Raw genomic sequence first — 16093 nt, 5'->3', positions numbered from 1 at the left:
TTTAGAATAAATTAAAATAAATTTAATAAAAAACTTTCAAGTATGATAAATAGAGGCTTTAATTATGGTTTTGTGTATTTTAAAAAAATGCCTTTAGTTGAACATTTCCAGTATGAATTGTTTGTGAAGTTTCACTCTTTCGCCCAAAATAAGAAAGGTTTAAATCTAAAAACTTGGTCAATTTTTTCTGAATTAAAATGTTCCATGTAAAGTTAGTTCCGGGTTGCAAACCTTCTAACATTTGGTATCCGACTGGTGAAAATGCATTTCCTGAAAAGTTATTCTGAAAATAATTAAATTCACCATTTAAGGCAATTTTTTGCTGATTACTATACGCGAACGAAATACCAACTTTTTGTTGAGTTAAGGTTTCCGAATCACCAACGAGGTTTTCTTTATTTTCATACTTGTAAAAGACACTAAAACGACTGTTTCTACTAAATAAATACGAAAGTGTAGGTTCTACTTTGAATAGATTAATTTCAAAATTTTTGTTTAAAAAGTTTTCTGATATGCTTTCTGTTTTTCCAGTACTACCAATCAAATCGGTTAGCCAAAACTTGCCAATTTTGTGTGTAAACTGCAACTGATGTGAAGTATTGATATTTACTTGTGAACCTACAGAGAGTAAGTTTTTCGATTTTGCATTCAAATACGTATATGAAGTTGTGTATTTCTGCTTTCCACGATTGAAAAAGAGTGCATTCCGCAAGGTTTGACTCAAGCCTAATACATTGTCGCCTTCTTCATCGTCAAACGGATTAAAATTGAAATTATCATTTTCACGACGAATCTTTCGATCAATTAAAAATGATGCTTGATTGTAAAAATACGATATAAATTTCTTAAAGCCTTTAGCGTTACTTGTATTCCATTGCGAAGGATTAAAGGTAACGACTTGACTAAATTTGTTTTGATGGGTTTTAATGAAAATCTGATTGGGAAGTAAAACGCGAACATAAATAGCTTCATCGGGAAACTGTGCCAATTCAAATTCATTCAGTTCTTGAATACCATTATTGTTATAATCGTTCCAAGTGTACACACCTTGTCCTGGATCAACTTGTACGTAGGTAAATTCCTGTTGCGGTAAGGTTCCTGAATTGGTTTCGTACACCGTATTTAAGGTGACAATTTTATTGAACAATCGCTGTTGATATACCAAACGCGAATTCAACGATTGTTCGTCTTCCAAGTCTTCATCTACTTGGTTTAAGGTCCTGTAATTGACAAATAATGACAATTGTGTATTTTCATTCTGAATCAATCGTGATTTTAAAAAGTAGGTATTTGAAGTATTTACACGTTGCAGCAAGTTATTACGCAAACTATCATTCACACGATAGGTATACCCAACTTCAGCATGAATTTTTAAACTATCTCCAACGCCAATAAATCCTGTGTAAGCTTTAAATCGCTGGCTTAATGGTGTAAATGATTCCGTAGCAATTTCTTTTTGTTCGTTACTTTCCAAATCGACACGTGTACCAATCCAACTTTTATCAAAACTATAGGCAGAACGTGCAAACAAGCGTAAGAAATCGGAAGTTGTAGTATTTGTTTCATTCGTTAAATAACTTCCGTTAGATTGTACTTGTAGCTTTCCAAACTTTAAATTGGATTGCAATACATGACGATTTCCTGTAGCATTGTTTTGAAAGTCTAAATATTCAAAGCGATACTGTGCGGTTCCATTTTCTTTATTAGAAAAGTCTAATCCAGTAGTTAAAAATTGCTGATTTCCTATATTACCGATGGTATTATCTAAGTTCCAATCACGATTAAATTCAATAGAGTACAAACGCTCTATGGTTTGAAACTTTTCATCAATATAATTGAAATCTACAAAGCTTTCTACTCTCCATTTTTTATCTAACAGTCGTTGTTTTACACGAACTTTAGCCGCCAATCCTTGATTGTTATCATCGTCCAAAGACGAAAATAAATTTTGATCATTATTGCTAAAGCCAACTTCAAACAGTAGATCTGTTTTTTCACTCGGCGTATACGCTCCATTGATAACTGCAACCTGAGTTTTGGTTGGAGAAACTAACTGAATAATAGGTTCATAATTTCCTTGTTGCACACCAGCAATTGGCGAAATATACTCATAAATACGACCGTTGGAAGCTGTATTGGATAGTACATAATTTCCTTGATTATCACCGACAAGTGTAAAGCGAACATCAAACAAGGTATCATCTGGATTGTTAGAAAATACAAAGACTTCCATACCGTCAATGGTTTCTTTTTTGTATAAAATCCTATTTTCCGAAAAGGCTTGTTCTACCGCAGAAGGCGCGGACATTAACTGCTGATTGTCTCCTGCATCTCGTAAAATTTGCACTTGTTCTTCAGATAAATTCTGCTGAATTGGTTGATTCTTAGAATCATTTTCAGAATAAATATATCCTGCTACTTTAAACTTATCACGTTCATATTGTGCACCACCATACGCTACAAATCGTGTATAGTTGTTATCGGTAAACTGATATTCTACCGTAATACGCATTTCTGAGGTAATTGGATAACGAGACGTAAACGTAATTTCTCCTGCATTATAATCAATCACATAATCGTTGTTTTCGCCACGTTCTACAGGCAATCCGTTAACGTATACGGTTTCACTTCCAGAAATGATCAAAATAAATAATTCTTCGTTTGGACCTGTCAATTTATACGGACCTTGATTTCCTTCTTGGCCTTGAAATCTACTTTGTGTATATCGACCACGAACCAAAGCTCCAGAAGCAAAAAGTGTGGTTTTACTATTTTCTCCTGGCAAGGTGGCTGTAATACCAACACCTTGCACTTTTTTCTGAAAACGCATAAAATCGGTTGTAGTATTTTCTAGATTCACGTCTCCAGCACGAATTTTCCAGTTTTTGCTTTCGAGTTCAATAAATACTTGGTCAAACTCATCCAAACGTTGTGAATAACCGCTTTCTTGTATCGGAATATTGGCATCTTGAATGGAAGCACGAAGCGTAACATTTTCAGAGATTTTTCCAGAAATCTGTAAATCTAGCTCAGAGTTCAATACCGAATTTTGATTATTTCCCACAGTGACACCTCGCGAAATACTTCCAGACGTATTCAAACCATCAAAAAGGCGTGTATTTCTTGGTTCTTTATTCGATCGAAGCGAGACAATTTTATCAATATCAATCGGATTTTCGACAATGATGTTCTTATTAAACCCTGTATATTTTTTTGTTAAAAATTCTGGGTATTTGTTATAGCTTACGCGAATGGAATCGGTATTGATTTTTGCCAAATCTAAATACAGAATAGCTTTTGCAAAATCAATTCGGTAGGCTGTGGAATCAATCTTTTTATTTTTCTTATCCGTGATTTTGAATTGAAATGGATTAATACTCACCGAATCTAGCACAATAGAATCTTTCACTGCCACTTTTTTGACACGGCGATTTTCTGTTTGTCCCTGTAATTGCGCAGTGAAAAACAAGCTGATACAAAAAAATAGAAAGAGTGACTTCATCTACAACTAAACTAATTCCGATCAAAAATATTTTAATTTTCGCAGGAAAAGAAGCTTTTTAGTCGAAACGACGCTTTTCTCTTGACAATATCATTGTTAGAAAGTACTTCTCAATACAATTTTTCGTTGGAAAACCACACGAAGTGATAGTTTAAACTTTATATAAAAAAACGATTCTTACTAAACTCAAGACCTAATTCAATTCTGTAGCTACAAAATTTTCGCAAAAGTCTTTAATTTGAATTCTCGTTTTTTTGAACGCATTAAAAACTTGCTCTTCTGAACCAGTCACTTTTGAAGGATCAGAAAAGTTTTGGTGGATGCGTTTGGCATTTTGACTAGGAATGTATGGACAGTTTTCATGCGCATGATCGCAAACTGTAATTATAAAATCAAAATTTATATCCATATATTCTGAAACATCATTTGAAGTATTTTGGGAGATATCAATGCCATCTTGTTTCATAATGGCAACAGCTTTTGGGTTGACACCATGTATTTCAATTCCAGCACTGTAAATAACGGCTTTTTCTTTTGTAAAATGTGTTAGGTAACCATCTGCCATTTGACTTCGGCAAGAGTTCCCTGTACAAAGTACGAGTACATTTTTCATAATTTTATAGTAGGTTGAGGGTTGATTACATCGTTAATTTTAAAGAACTTTTTTAGCTATTAGGCGTAAAGTATTTTAAAAATTAACGCTTTAATGTCGGCAAATGTAAGCAGAAGAAAGGGTATTCTGTGCAAAAAACACAGTATTTAACATAAGTGTACTAAAACTGTTATAAACTTAATAATCAGTTATTTTTGGTATTAACTTGTACTTTTACAAAGAAATCATTGATTTTTCTACGATACTGATTCAGTAAATCCAAATCGATTGCATAAAAGGTATTTTTGCCTTGTTGTTTTTGTTTAAGCAATTGAATTCTCTTGATTTCGGAGAGGTGTTGAGAAACTGTGGGTTGAGCGAGTCCTGTAGCTTTTACCAAGTCATTACAATTGCAATATTCATTTTTGCTAATATGCTGTAAAATAGCAATACGCGCTGGATGTCCTAAAACTTTAGTAATTAAAGCTGTTTCATTTTGATACTCGTCGAAAATGTGATTTTTTGTAATGCCCATAACGTAGGTTGTAACGTGATATTACAATAAAGATAAAAAAAGCTAGAAATATTTCTAGCTTTTGATATGTTTATTTTCCAAACAAGTCTTTAAAGAAACTTTTTGTTTTTTTGGAAGCTTCTTCTAAGGTTTCTTTTGCCTCTTCTGTGAATTCTCCCAAACGTTCGCTGGCTTCTTCTGCAAATTCGCTTACTTTCTCAGAAACGTTTTCTAAAACTTCTTTGGCTTCTTCGCTAATTTCAGCGAATTTATCTTTTGCGACTTCTTTGTATTCGTCATATTTTTCTTTGGCATCTTCTGCAAAGTCAGCTGCTTTTTCTTGTGCTTTTTCAGCGTACTCAGAAAACTTTTCTTTAGCTTCGTCTGCAAATTCAGAAGCCTTTTCTTTGGCATCTCCGAAAGCTTCCTTGGCATCTTCTGCAAAGTCGGCTGCTTTTTTCTGTGCTTGTTCAGCGTATTCAGAAAACTTTTCTTTTGCTTCCTCAGCAAATTCAGAAGCTTTTTCCGTTGCTCCGCCTAATGCTTCTTTGGCTTCTTCTGTAAATTTAGAAGCCTTTTCTTTTGCTTTTTCAGCATATTCAGTAGCTTTCTCCTTAGCATTGTGTAAAGAATCTTTGATTTCATCTCTGACTTCTTCTGCTTTGGTATCTCTGACTATTTTTGCTTTATGTACTTCTTCTGGTTCTTTAGATAAATTATCGTTGTCTTCACTCATGATTGTTCTACTTTTGATGATACTTAATTAGTTTATAAGATCACATATTTGTTACAAATTAATCGTCAAAAATATCTATTGCACACTTTAATTTATAGTAAACATCAGTGTAAGCGAAATTTGTGTGTCTACTGGAATTCCATCTTTTTTACCAGGTTGGGTAACTTTTTGCTTTTGAAGTACTGTTAAAACATTATTCTCTAAACTTTTGGTTGCAGCACTAATTTTAATATTTTTTAGTTGTTTGTCTTTTGTAACTATTAAGCGTACCATACATCTATTTCGACCTTTATTTTCTTTAGAGGCATCAACAATTTCTAGAACTTCTGCTTGTATTTTTTTAGTAAAGTCTGATAGTTTTACTCTATTTTCAATAATAGGTTTTTCATTTACAGCAGCATAAAGATATGGCTTGTCTTTTGCGGCTGAAGTAGCTTTGTTAAAGGTAATTATAGAAAACTTGCTTGTGTTATTTGTGATGAGCGGTTTGATGTTTTCATTGAAATTTCCGATTTTTTTTGTTGCATCTTTTCAATCTCTTCTTTGTATGCATAAAATAGTTCATTGCCAATTTTCTTTGCTTTTAACTCCATGCTGTACATAGTGCCCTTGGAGTCCTTAAAAAAGATGCTGATGAATGTTTTTTTCTCAGCATTCATTGTTTCTCGTTCAAACATCAGCAAATATGGTTTTATCGTTGGTCGTTTTCCATAGTTTTTCATTTTTTTATCAAATTCAGCAAAGAGTTGTTGTGGACTTGCTTGCAATGTTGTCCATAACGAAACTCAATTTTTTTATAATCAGTTTCATCACTCGCCGTAAATATTTTTTTCAAATCTTTTGCGTCACAAAAAAAATCATAAAAAGCCTGCGCATTTTTTGTATTGATGATGTTGGTGAGTTTTGTAATGTCTTTTTTGATGATTTCTTCAATTTATGCTTGTCCAATCGTACAAATTAAAAATAGCAAGAGCGGAAGTTTTTTCATTCATCTATTGATTTTGGTTCAAAAAATTGGTAGGTTTTTGAGCATCTTCAAGATAAAATAAATTATTTAAATGCGTCATCATTTGGTTCCCAAAGTTGAATTTTGTTGCCTTCAGGATCTACAATCCAGCCAAACTTTCCGTAACTATATTCTTCAATTTCTCCAACAATCGTGACACCTTCTTCTTTTAATACTGCTAGAAGTTCTACTAAATATTTAACTCGAAAATTCATCATAAATTGTTTTTCACTTGGCCGAATGTACTTAGTATCATCAGGAAATGTACTCCATTGTGTAGAACAATCGTTTCCTTTTTCATATTTCCACTAAAATGTGCAGTCATAATCGTCTACCGGTAAACCTAAATGTTTGCCATACCAATTTTTTAGTCCTTTGGGATCTTCAGTTTTAAAGAAAAATCCACCTAAACCTGTTACTCTATTTTTCATTTGTTCGTTATTTAATTGTTATTCTTATTCTTGTTTTTTGTGTAGTAGTAATGCAGAAAGTAATGAAATAATAGTTCCAACTACTAACACTAGCATCAGGGAAACAAAGAAAATAATGATTGGATTTTTAAATACTTCGCTTTGTTTTAATACCGTTTCTTTATCAATTTGCACAATTACTTCTGGTAAATTTTGAGTTTCTAATACACGGAACTCATGCGCAATATAGCTTTCTGAGAATTCAGGATTAATGGTAGATATATAAATAGCATCAATCAAGCCAAAGGCAATTGCTGCAAAGCAAACAATGCTGAAACCAACCACAAATGCAGTTTTGAAATCAATTTCTCCATCGAGGCCATGATTTTTGTAATGTTTAATTCCAAAAAACACAAAACTTAAGGAAGCTACAATCGTAAGATATCCAATAATTCCATGTGTTTTAAACGCTAATGCATATCCAAAATAAAGTGCTGACGAAAAAAGTATAGCTGCTAAGATAAAACTGTAAATACCGTATTTGAGCACTGTGCTTTTCATCTCTATGAAGTTTAAAATTTGATACTTTAAAACGAGCATAAACAATGAAATAGTATATGGATACAAATGCTAACTCGTTTTTACTAAGGTAGCAATTTTAGTATATAAGAACTATTGTATGCTATGGATATCTTAGCGTGAATGCTAACTACTTTTTCGTTGTAAAGTCAACATTGTTAGTATTGACATAACGATACCAAGAATAAAAACCATAGAAAACATCAACAAAGTACCAAAAGCAGGTGTTACATAATTTTTCATCATTTCTTTGGCATATGCAATGTCTTTCACTTTTTGTTCAGCAGGTATGTTAGAAGCATTGATTTCGTCCATTTGATATGCTAAATATTTTTTAAGGAATTCAGGGTAAATATAATTTACAAACAGGTAATCAACAATCGTAAAACCGATAGCGTCACATCAAGTAATTATGATGTCAACTTTAAATCTTAATTTAAAGTTTACGGAGTCATTATTTTTTGTAATCCCCATATCATTTGATACCAAAGTATACAGGAAATAAACATTTAACCATGGTTGTATAACCAATGACTTCTTGTATTTTAAATGATAATCCTTCACCAAAATAGAGGACAAGTAAGAAAACAATTTTAATGACAGTACCCCACTCAAAGTATGAATTTTTCAAAAACCAGCCAATTTTTACTTAATTAAAACAAAAGCAGCAATGCAATGATAAGCGCTCCAAATATGAAAATGGTTTTTTTTCATACCTAAATTTAATGAAAATACGCTTTGAATTTATCTATAATGGTTTGTGCTAATTTTTCTTTACTTTCTTTAGTCCAACCAGCAACATGAGGAGATAGTAATACATTTTCTGCTTGAATCAGGTATTGAAAAGCTGTAGGCATTTGATCGTCAGTGAATAGATTTTCAAACGAACTTTTTTCATATTCCAATACATCTAATCCAGCACCTAATATTTTTCCTGATTGTAAAGCTTCCACCAAGTCTTGTGTAACGACACTTTTTCAGCGTGCAGTATTGATGAACCAAAAATTATGTAGAAATGCTTCTATAAACTCTTTGTTGATCATATTCTTGGTCAGTGGAGTTTGTGGTGTGTGTAAACTTAACACCGTAGCGTGTTTTTGCAATTCAGATAATGAAACCTGTGTTGCGTTTTCATCGCCGATACCGTCTTTTAAATCATGAAAAAGAACCTCAATATCAAAACCGCGCAACTTTTTAGCAAACGCTTTTCCCATATTTCCATAACCAATAATTCCTACAGTTTGTCCATCGAGTTCTACACCGCGATTGGCTTCTCGTAACCATTTGCCGTCACGGACTTCACGATCTGCTTTGTTGAGTTTGTTGAACAATGATAGCAGCATTCCTAGTGCGTGTTCTCCAACAGCATTCCGATTGCCTTCAGGTGCAGAAATCAGTTTGATACCTTGTGCTGCGGCAAATTCACAATCAATATTTTCCAATCCAGCACCTACACGACCAATAAATTTTAAATTGGTAGCTTTTGCTAGAAATTCCGCATCAATTTTGAAACGACTGCGAATTATAAAACCATCGTAGTTATGAATTTTGGCTTCAATTTCAGCTTTATTAGACGTATAATCTTCATGATTAATATGTCCAAGTTCTGCAAATTGTGTAATTAGTAACGGATGATTTTCGTCAAGGTGTAATATGTTCACGCGTACTATATTTTAGGATATTCAGTTTGAGTTTTTTCATGTTGTACATTCCCCGTATGTGCTGTGGTGAGTTTTTCAAAAAGTAATAAATGTACTTCTTCATCATCTTTAGTGGCAGGGCAATGTTCTACACCTTTAGGAACTACAATAATTTCGCCTTCGTTTACTGTAACGGTTTTGTCGCGGAACTTCATGTATAAAGTTCCTTTAATCACTTGAAAAAGTTCGTCTTCATCATCGTGTTTGTGCCATACAAATTCACCTTGAATTTTAGCAAGGATGACTTGCATATCGTCAACAATAGCAATTTGACGAGGATGCCATTGCGTGTCAACGAGCTTAAATTTGTCTTTGATATTAATTGCATTCATGCAACTAAATTACGAGATTTTACAATGTTTTCATCATAATATTGAAAACAAAATCTTCTCGTCCTATGGTAAATGATTGTGTATGATGTTTGTGAAAGTCGTTTGCTTTGTAAAAATTTAGCGCACGTTGATCTGTATGGAGTTCTTTTAACCAAACATGTTTGATGCTAAGCTTTTGAATTTCTTCAAAAAAATCTATTTTCAATTTTAAACCGTTTCCTTCTGAAAGATAATCTTTTAGTATATATATTTTTTGAAGTTCAGCGGCTTCAGTATAGTTTGAGTTGGGAACAGGAATATCCTTTTTTAATTTTGCATAGCCTACAGGAAGCGTCTTTACATACGCAATCCAAAAAACATTATCACTCCTTTCAATGGAGTCTGTCATTTTTTCTATGGAAAACTTTTTATCAATATACAGTCGGAGTTCTTCTTCGGAAGCAAATAAATTACCAAAGGATTCAGAAAAGTTAATTTTTGCTAATAATGATATAAATTTTGCATCTGCGGGAACCGCTTTTCTTATTGTATGATTTTCCATTCCTTTTTGAACCTTGAATTCGATAATTATTGGTTTAGTGTTGTTTTATATGCTTGATATTTAAGGTTTTGCAATTTTTGCTTTGTTGAGATATGTTTTTGATTTTCAATGCGCTAATTCAATAATCACGGTTTACATCTCTTTTTTCTCCACAAATTTAGTATTTCATTTGTTTCATCATTAACGATTTAAAATATATAATATTATGAAAAAACACAGTAAAAATTTAAAGTTAAATAAATCAGTAGTATCCGAATTAAGTATTGAAAAAGCAGCAGCTGTTAAAGGGGAAAAACAGGGGCTGGAACATTTTGCCATACTAATCAAGTAGGTTGTTTAACAGGTTGGTGATGCCCTAACGAGTCAGTTGCAACACCTTGTTAAGATATATTACAGTGTAATGAAGCGGACTTCGGGTCACTTTTTCAAATCATTTTTCAAAAATTATAAAAATTATCCATGACAAAACAAGTTACAATATTAAAGTTAAACAAGACAAAAGTTTCTGAGCTTAGCATGTGTAACGCAGCTGAAGTTAAAGGAGGACAAAGTGGAAATTTAGAAGATTGTCCAACTGAACTATGTTTTTCTAGAACAGACAGAGATGACAATTGTGGTATTTCTATCAATAATAACTATTATATGTTTGTAATATACAGTTGGATAAGAACTTAGAGTGAATTGGAGGATTCGCTTTTTTTCAATGACAAGAGCGAACTTCGGTTCGTCTTTTTTATATCCCTATGATTAATTTAGCAATAAGGAAGTAAATTAAAATCCCGAAGATATCATTGCTTGTGGTAATAAACGGTCCTGTGGCAATTGCTGGATCAATGCCTCTTTTGTCCAAGAATAACGGAATAAACGTACCGATAATTCCCGCAACAATAATGACTGCAACTAATGAAACAGATATTGCTAAAGCTTCGACAGGATTTTCTTTCCATATCCAAACTACTGCAAATAATATAATGGCTAAAGCGAGTCCGTTTAATAAGGCTAGAAGCATTTCTTTCCACAATCGGTTATTAATGCTGCCTTTGATGTCGTCATTAGCTAAGCCTTGTACGATAATTGCACTCGATTGTACACCCACATTTCCTGCCATCGCCGCAATTAACGGTGTAAAAAAGAAAAGAATAGAGTAGTTTTCCAGCATTTTATCAAAACCTTCCATAATAGCTGCAGCACCAATTCCTCCTAATAGTCCTAAAAATAGCCAAGGCAAACGTGCACGTGTGAGTTCCCAAATACTGTCATCAGCTTCGACGTCTTGCGTAATACCAGCAGCTAATTGATAATCTTTTTCGGCTTCTTCACGGATAACATCTACAATATCATCAATCGTAATACGTCCTACAAGTCGTTTCATCTCATCGACTACTGGAATGGCTTCTAAATCGTATTTGGACATTACTTTAGCAACATCTTCTGCTTTGTCATTTACATTTACATAATCTACTTTTGGGATGTACACATCTTTGATATGTGCTCTGGTAGAAGTAGTCAATAAATCTTTAAGTGAAAGTCTTCCCTTTAAAATTCCATCATCATCAATTACATAAATAGAATGTACACGTGTTACTTCTTCTGCTTGCTTGCGCATTTCTTTTACGCAGGTCAATACATTCCAATTTTCATTGGCACTCACCAACTCTTTTGCCATCAATCCACCAGCAGTATCTTCATCATAACGAAGTAATTCTACAATTTCTTTGGCGTGTTCTTTATCTTCTAGCTCCGAAATTACTTCCTGTCTTCGTTCGTCAGGAAGTTCGTTAATAATGTCTGCTGCATCATCCGTATCGAGTTCGTCAATTTCTTCGGCAATTTCTTTGGCAGAAAGATTTTCTAGAATTTTTTCACGTACATCATCATCAACTTCCGTAAGAATATCGGATGTTTTTTCACTGTCAAGCAGTTTTATAATATACGTTGCTTCTTCAAGTTGTAACTCATCAATAATCTCTGCAATATCGGCATAGTGCAACTCTTCTAACAATGTTAGAAGTATTGAGTCTTTACGTTGCTCAACATGGCTTTGCACTTGCGCTATGAGCTCATCAGTGAGTTTAAATGGAGTCATTTGCTATCTTGATGGTTAAATCTACGAATCCTTGAACACTTAGTTGTTCAGGTCGCAGTCCAAAGATAGTATCTTCTTTTAAATTATCGGACAGATTGAATGTTTTTAAACTGTTACGAAGTGTTTTTCTACGTTGTTGAAACGCCATTTTTACCACTCTAAAGAACAATTTTTCATCACATGGAAGTGTGTAATCTTCTTTTCTTATGAGTCGCATCACACCAGAATCTACCTTTGGTGGCGGATTAAAAACACCTGGTGGCACGGTAAATAAATATTCCGCATCAAAGAACGCTTGTGTCAATACTGAAAGAATTCCATAGGTTTTGTTTCCATGCGGCGCACAAATACGTTGTGCTACTTCTTTTTGAAACATACCACTAAATTCAGGAATTTGATCGCGCATTTCAAGTGTTTTAAATACGATCTGCGTAGAAATATTATAAGGGAAGTTTCCAATAATAGCAAAAGGTTCGTCCTTAAAAGTTTTTTTGAGATTGTATTTTAAGAAATCTTCTTCCAAAATACGATCCGATAGCTGCAAATAGTGTGCTTGCAAATATGCAACTGACTCTGTGTCAATTTCACATACATAAGTTTTGATTGGTTTTTCAAGTAAGTATTTTGTTAAAACGCCCATTCCAGGACCAATTTCTAAGACATTTTCATAACGGTTGAGTGTCAACGTATCTGCAATGCGCTGTGCAACCTCTTCGTCTTTTAAAAAATGTTGTCCTAAGTGTTTTTTTGCTCTTACTTTATCCGTCATTTGTTATTGTATTGTGTTGATTTGAGCTATTAAAAACGCTTCAATTTCTTGTTGATCTTTTTTGGAAAACCATGAAAGTTCTAAGTCGTATTGCTTTCCATCTTTTGAAATTACATACGGTTCGCTTCCGCCTTTGCTTGGATGATACGATTTTAATTCGTCAAACTTCTTTTTGAAACGATTGGTACGTATGGTCGTCGCCGAAAGGGTAATTTGTGGTTTTCCTCGTAATAGAATGATTAGAATAAGTAACAAGGAAATAATACCGACTAAGATATTGACAACATATTCAATAACCACAAGGTTTTTGCGAAATTTGATACTTAAAGTTTCTGCGATTTTATCGGAAAGTTCTGTAGCGATATAAAAAAACACACCGATGACTACAATGATTAAAATTGCTTTGACAAAGTAAGCAAGTTGTGAATAATATTTTTTCTTTTTCATCTTCGTTAGGCTTTAAAATCTTCTATAATCTTTAATTCCGTACGGAATCCCAACATCTTATCTGCAAATTTTTTCATGCCTTCTTCTCGTAAGCGTGGTGCATCTTCTTCGTAATATGCATCTAAATCTGCTCTAGATTTTGCAGTGTATTGAACAGAATAGGTAGTTCCGCCAGTTTCTTCTTCTACTAATACTTGAGAAAATCGGGCATCGGTAAATTTTCCTGTGGCCAAAACGTCTGGAATGTGTGTTTTCATCCAGCTTAAAAATTCTTCGTGCGCACTGTCTGCAATGTTGATAGTTACACTATAAATGTACATAGCTATGTTTTGAAATATAGTGCAAAATTACGGTTTTAAGCGGAATAAAGTGTGTATTATTTGTTGAATTCAAGTTATTTAAAACAATTTTAGCTACGATTTAATTCACAGCATCACCGCGAAGTCTACGATATGATTTTTGAGCTTCTACGTAATGAATACTGTCTTGATGATTGAAAATGATTTCTTCAAAGAATTGTTTGGCTTTTTCAGGATCGTCAAAGTGATTGAGATAGAGTTTTGCCATTGCAAAGTAAGCGTCATCAACCAAAATATCATCTTTGTAAAACTCAATGATTTTTTTGTAGTTTAAACGTGCTTTGTCAAATTCGCCTCGCTTCTCATAGAGTTTAGCTTGCATTAACAAGGCTTCATCTTCAATTTTTTCACCCTTATGATTTTGTAAAATATCTTCTAAGGTTGCTATGGCTTCTGTTTCTTTCTTTTGATATGATAATAAATCTGCCTTTGCATATTTTTTTAAGGCAGTTTGTGTAGAATCTTCCAAAGAATTATCAGAAATGATCAATTTTAACTGCAATGCATCGTTTGCAATTAATTGTGATACAGATGATTTTAATACTTTGAGTTGCGTTTCTGCCCATTCAAAATCACCTTTGTAGTAACTGGTTCGTGCTACGCGAAAACGTGCTTCTTGTCCAGTAACATCATTTTTCAGGGCTTTCTGTACTTGAGAAAAGTAAATTAATGCTTGATTGAATTGTTCTTTATATACCAAAATATCTCCCAGAGCCAATTTTACGACTGCTTGTTGACGTAAAGTCAATTTTAAGTCTAAGGCTTCTTTTAAATATGTAATAGCAGTCTGTGGATCATTATTTTGAAACGCTAAAAAGTTGGCATAGTCACGTTGTAGCAAAATTGTTCTAAAGTTACGACCGTATTGTGTAAGCAATTCTTTATATCGTTGTTGAATAGCATCATAATTACCATCAGTAACAGTATCAATATCTAACTGCAATAAATTTTGAGAAGCGCCAATAATAGTGGAATCTTGCGTTGAATTTTCTATGATATAGCTTAAAATCTCGCGGGCAGTTTCTGTATCGTTGTCTTCAATGCTTAAGTTTGCCAATTCAAAAATACGTTGCAACGAATAATCTCCATTCATATAGATAGCTTTCTCTTGAATAAAGGCTCTTTTGTATTGTTTTTGTTGAATAAATAGCCAACTTAATAATTCATTCCAGAGCAAATTTGGTTCTTTCTGAATGCGCTTTAATAATAGCTTGCGAAAGAGCGTATTGTTTTCATCGTTTGGATCGTTTCTTAAAAACTGACTGATGATGCGTTGTGCATATCCTTTTTGTTCTACTCTGTCTTTAATTAAATCAAGATAACTAGAAAACATCTTTTCGATATCTCCTTTTTCTCCATAAATTCTGGCAATATTGTTTAAAAAGTTATAGTTAGGATTTTCCTCCATGGCATTTTGATACACACGCAAGGCATAGTCTAACAAAGACTTTTTCTCAAACGCACGACCAATTCCATACGAAGAAGAGACTTTTTGTTGTGTATATGCTACCGCTTTTTCGTAGTATGTATTGGCGTTGATGGAATCGCGTTTTAAATCGAAATTAAAACCAGCTTCAACCAATAAAATAGGGTTTAATCGTTTCGATTTTGGTTTTTCTATTTCTTCTAACAATAGTTTTTCGGCAGTATCAAAATCTTCCAGTTGCTGATAGCTATTGATCATTCCGATAAAAAAATTGATTTTTCGCGGCGATTTATTATAGAGTTTTTCAAAAGCTACAATAGCTTTTTTGTACTCTCCTTTCTCGTAATATTGTTGCGCTAATGCATCACTTTGTGCCAATGTTTGTGTACACATTGCCAAACTAAAAATGATAAATAAGAGGATACGCATAGAAAAGCTTTTATTCAAAGATAATATAAAGTATGTTAAATAAATGGTAATGTTGTCAGATTGTTAGATCGTACTGATGCGCTGTTAGATGTTAGACTGCGCTGGCGTACTTTTAGGTTTGTTCGTTATCGTAAACTTGTAACTTTTGAGCGTGTTAAAAATTAATGCGCAACATAATTACTAAACTCAATCAAATTTTGATCTGGATCTCTTAGATAAATAGATTTAATTTTTCCAGTGGCTCCAGTTCTTTCTACAATGCCTTCGATGATGGTAAGATCTTTATTTTCTAGTGTTGTTTTTACCTGTTCAACATTTTCAGCTACTATAAAGCACAAATCAGCAGATCCGCAAGTTGGATGTTGTGCTTTTGGTTCAAATTCTTTTCCTTTTTAGTGAAGATTTATTTTTGACTTCCAAAAGTCAATGCTTTTCTGTGTTGACCAAACGTAAACACTTCCATTCCGAGAATGTTTGTGTAAAACTCAATAGTTTTTTCAATGTTATGTACTGTTAAAACAAAATGATCAATGCGTTCAATATTCATATCAGACGTTATTTTGATCTAAAATATCAAAACTTTGATTGAGTTTTGTATGCTATGAATGTTTCATATTATAAAGAATGATAAAATCAAAATGCCTGAGCAATCACTCAGGCATTTC

Annotated in this window: 19 protein-coding genes and 2 pseudogenes; 2 read left to right on the top strand and 19 right to left on the bottom strand. The window is 33.3% G+C overall.

What is annotated here, in order from left to right:
- Positions 1-79: 79 nt before the first annotated feature.
- The 12 genes and pseudogenes from MK119_RS04400 to MK119_RS04345 form a co-directional block, all read right to left on the bottom strand.
- Positions 80-3409, bottom strand: coding sequence for a hypothetical protein (locus MK119_RS04400; protein ID WP_290671285.1), 3330 nt, complete (start codon positions 3407-3409; stop codon positions 80-82).
- Between the two features lie 286 nt (positions 3410-3695).
- Positions 3696-4115: an arsenate reductase ArsC gene (locus tag MK119_RS04395; RefSeq protein WP_290671283.1), complete on the bottom strand. Its 420-nt coding sequence runs from the start codon at positions 4113-4115 to the stop codon at positions 3696-3698.
- 184 nt (positions 4116-4299) lie between these two features.
- The gene (locus MK119_RS04390; protein ID WP_290671281.1) at positions 4300-4629 is read right to left on the bottom strand and encodes a metalloregulator ArsR/SmtB family transcription factor; all 330 of its coding nucleotides are present in this window, start codon (positions 4627-4629) and stop codon (positions 4300-4302) included.
- Between the two features lie 70 nt (positions 4630-4699).
- Positions 4700-5344: a hypothetical protein gene (locus tag MK119_RS04385; protein ID WP_290671279.1), complete on the bottom strand. Its 645-nt coding sequence runs from the start codon at positions 5342-5344 to the stop codon at positions 4700-4702.
- 87 nt (positions 5345-5431) lie between these two features.
- Positions 5432-5617: an energy transducer TonB gene (locus tag MK119_RS04380; RefSeq protein ID WP_290671277.1), complete on the bottom strand. Its 186-nt coding sequence runs from the start codon at positions 5615-5617 to the stop codon at positions 5432-5434.
- Between the two features lie 176 nt (positions 5618-5793).
- Complete coding sequence (locus MK119_RS04375; protein WP_290671275.1) at positions 5794-6066, bottom strand: hypothetical protein; 273 nt, start codon at positions 6064-6066, stop codon at positions 5794-5796.
- A 328-nt stretch (positions 6067-6394) separates the two neighbouring features.
- A pseudogene (locus tag MK119_RS04370) lies at positions 6395-6781 on the bottom strand (VOC family protein).
- Positions 6782-6805: 24 nt separating this feature from the next.
- Entirely contained in the window at positions 6806-7321 is a 516-nt protein-coding gene (locus MK119_RS04365; protein WP_290671273.1) for a DUF4199 domain-containing protein, read from the bottom strand.
- A 144-nt stretch (positions 7322-7465) separates the two neighbouring features.
- Complete coding sequence (locus MK119_RS04360; protein WP_290671476.1) at positions 7466-7720, bottom strand: DUF4199 domain-containing protein; 255 nt, start codon at positions 7718-7720, stop codon at positions 7466-7468.
- A gap of 341 nt (positions 7721-8061) precedes the next feature.
- Positions 8062-9000: pseudogene (locus MK119_RS04355) on the bottom strand (2-hydroxyacid dehydrogenase).
- A 5-nt stretch (positions 9001-9005) separates the two neighbouring features.
- A complete protein-coding gene (locus MK119_RS04350) occupies positions 9006-9371 on the bottom strand; it encodes a cupin domain-containing protein (protein ID WP_290671271.1) in 366 nt (121 codons plus the stop codon).
- Between the two features lie 19 nt (positions 9372-9390).
- Entirely contained in the window at positions 9391-9912 is a 522-nt protein-coding gene (locus tag MK119_RS04345; protein WP_290671269.1) for a GNAT family N-acetyltransferase, read from the bottom strand.
- Positions 9913-10117: 205 nt separating this feature from the next.
- Here MK119_RS04345 and MK119_RS04340 point away from each other — a divergent pair, with 205 nt between their 5' ends.
- Both MK119_RS04340 and MK119_RS04335 read left to right on the top strand, forming a co-directional pair.
- Entirely contained in the window at positions 10118-10243 is a 126-nt protein-coding gene (locus tag MK119_RS04340) for a hypothetical protein (RefSeq protein WP_290671267.1), read from the top strand.
- A 185-nt stretch (positions 10244-10428) separates the two neighbouring features.
- Positions 10429-10587, top strand: a complete 159-nt coding sequence (locus tag MK119_RS04335; RefSeq protein WP_290671265.1) for a hypothetical protein — start codon at positions 10429-10431, stop codon at positions 10585-10587.
- Between the two features lie 58 nt (positions 10588-10645).
- On the opposite strand, the gene mgtE is transcribed toward MK119_RS04335, so the two are convergent.
- The 7 genes from mgtE to MK119_RS04300 all read right to left on the bottom strand — a co-directional run bounded on the left by mgtE (position 10646) and on the right by MK119_RS04300 (position 15975).
- A complete protein-coding gene (mgtE, locus tag MK119_RS04330) occupies positions 10646-11998 on the bottom strand; it encodes a magnesium transporter (RefSeq protein ID WP_290671263.1) in 1353 nt (450 codons plus the stop codon).
- Positions 11985-12767, bottom strand: coding sequence for a 16S rRNA (adenine(1518)-N(6)/adenine(1519)-N(6))-dimethyltransferase RsmA (rsmA, locus tag MK119_RS04325; RefSeq protein WP_290671261.1), 783 nt, complete (start codon positions 12765-12767; stop codon positions 11985-11987). The genes mgtE and rsmA overlap by 14 nt, the downstream gene beginning before the upstream one ends.
- A 3-nt stretch (positions 12768-12770) precedes the next feature.
- The gene (locus MK119_RS04320) at positions 12771-13214 is read right to left on the bottom strand and encodes a hypothetical protein (protein ID WP_290671259.1); all 444 of its coding nucleotides are present in this window, start codon (positions 13212-13214) and stop codon (positions 12771-12773) included.
- Positions 13215-13219: 5 nt separating this feature from the next.
- On the bottom strand, positions 13220-13534 hold the full coding sequence (locus tag MK119_RS04315) for a DUF4286 family protein (RefSeq protein ID WP_290671257.1): 315 nt from the start codon (positions 13532-13534) through the stop codon (positions 13220-13222).
- Between the two features lie 100 nt (positions 13535-13634).
- A complete protein-coding gene (locus MK119_RS04310; protein WP_290671255.1) occupies positions 13635-15428 on the bottom strand; it encodes a tetratricopeptide repeat protein in 1794 nt (597 codons plus the stop codon).
- 161 nt (positions 15429-15589) lie between these two features.
- A complete protein-coding gene (locus tag MK119_RS04305; protein ID WP_290671253.1) occupies positions 15590-15766 on the bottom strand; it encodes a hypothetical protein in 177 nt (58 codons plus the stop codon).
- A gap of 65 nt (positions 15767-15831) precedes the next feature.
- The gene (locus MK119_RS04300) at positions 15832-15975 is read right to left on the bottom strand and encodes a VOC family protein (protein ID WP_290671251.1); all 144 of its coding nucleotides are present in this window, start codon (positions 15973-15975) and stop codon (positions 15832-15834) included.
- Positions 15976-16093 lie beyond the last annotated feature (118 nt).

It is taken from the genome of Kordia sp. (assembly GCF_022447245.1).
Lineage (GTDB): Bacteria > Bacteroidota > Bacteroidia > Flavobacteriales > Flavobacteriaceae > Kordia.
This window is presented reverse-complemented; position numbering and strand designations above follow the sequence as displayed.

Coding starts and splice junctions, on each gene's coding strand:
- MK119_RS04365 (WP_290671273.1), bottom strand. CDS start 7,321: ATGAAAAGCACAGTGCTCAAATACGGTATTTACAGTTTTATCTTAGCA.
- MK119_RS04390 (WP_290671281.1), bottom strand. CDS start 4,629: ATGGGCATTACAAAAAATCACATTTTCGACGAGTATCAAAATGAAACA.
- MK119_RS04395 (WP_290671283.1), bottom strand. CDS start 4,115: ATGAAAAATGTACTCGTACTTTGTACAGGGAACTCTTGCCGAAGTCAA.
- MK119_RS04335 (WP_290671265.1), top strand. CDS start 10,429: ATGTGTAACGCAGCTGAAGTTAAAGGAGGACAAAGTGGAAATTTAGAA.
- MK119_RS04375 (WP_290671275.1), bottom strand. CDS start 6,066: ATGAAAAACTATGGAAAACGACCAACGATAAAACCATATTTGCTGATG.
- MK119_RS04385 (WP_290671279.1), bottom strand. CDS start 5,344: ATGAGTGAAGACAACGATAATTTATCTAAAGAACCAGAAGAAGTACAT.
- MK119_RS04320 (WP_290671259.1), bottom strand. CDS start 13,214: ATGAAAAAGAAAAAATATTATTCACAACTTGCTTACTTTGTCAAAGCA.
- MK119_RS04350 (WP_290671271.1), bottom strand. CDS start 9,371: ATGAATGCAATTAATATCAAAGACAAATTTAAGCTCGTTGACACGCAA.
- MK119_RS04345 (WP_290671269.1), bottom strand. CDS start 9,912: ATGGAAAATCATACAATAAGAAAAGCGGTTCCCGCAGATGCAAAATTT.
- MK119_RS04300 (WP_290671251.1), bottom strand. CDS start 15,975: ATGAATATTGAACGCATTGATCATTTTGTTTTAACAGTACATAACATT.
- rsmA (WP_290671261.1), bottom strand. CDS start 12,767: ATGACGGATAAAGTAAGAGCAAAAAAACACTTAGGACAACATTTTTTA.
- MK119_RS04340 (WP_290671267.1), top strand. CDS start 10,118: ATGAAAAAACACAGTAAAAATTTAAAGTTAAATAAATCAGTAGTATCC.
- MK119_RS04380 (WP_290671277.1), bottom strand. CDS start 5,617: ATGGTACGCTTAATAGTTACAAAAGACAAACAACTAAAAAATATTAAA.
- MK119_RS04315 (WP_290671257.1), bottom strand. CDS start 13,534: ATGTACATTTATAGTGTAACTATCAACATTGCAGACAGTGCGCACGAA.
- mgtE (WP_290671263.1), bottom strand. CDS start 11,998: ATGACTCCATTTAAACTCACTGATGAGCTCATAGCGCAAGTGCAAAGC.
- MK119_RS04310 (WP_290671255.1), bottom strand. CDS start 15,428: ATGCGTATCCTCTTATTTATCATTTTTAGTTTGGCAATGTGTACACAA.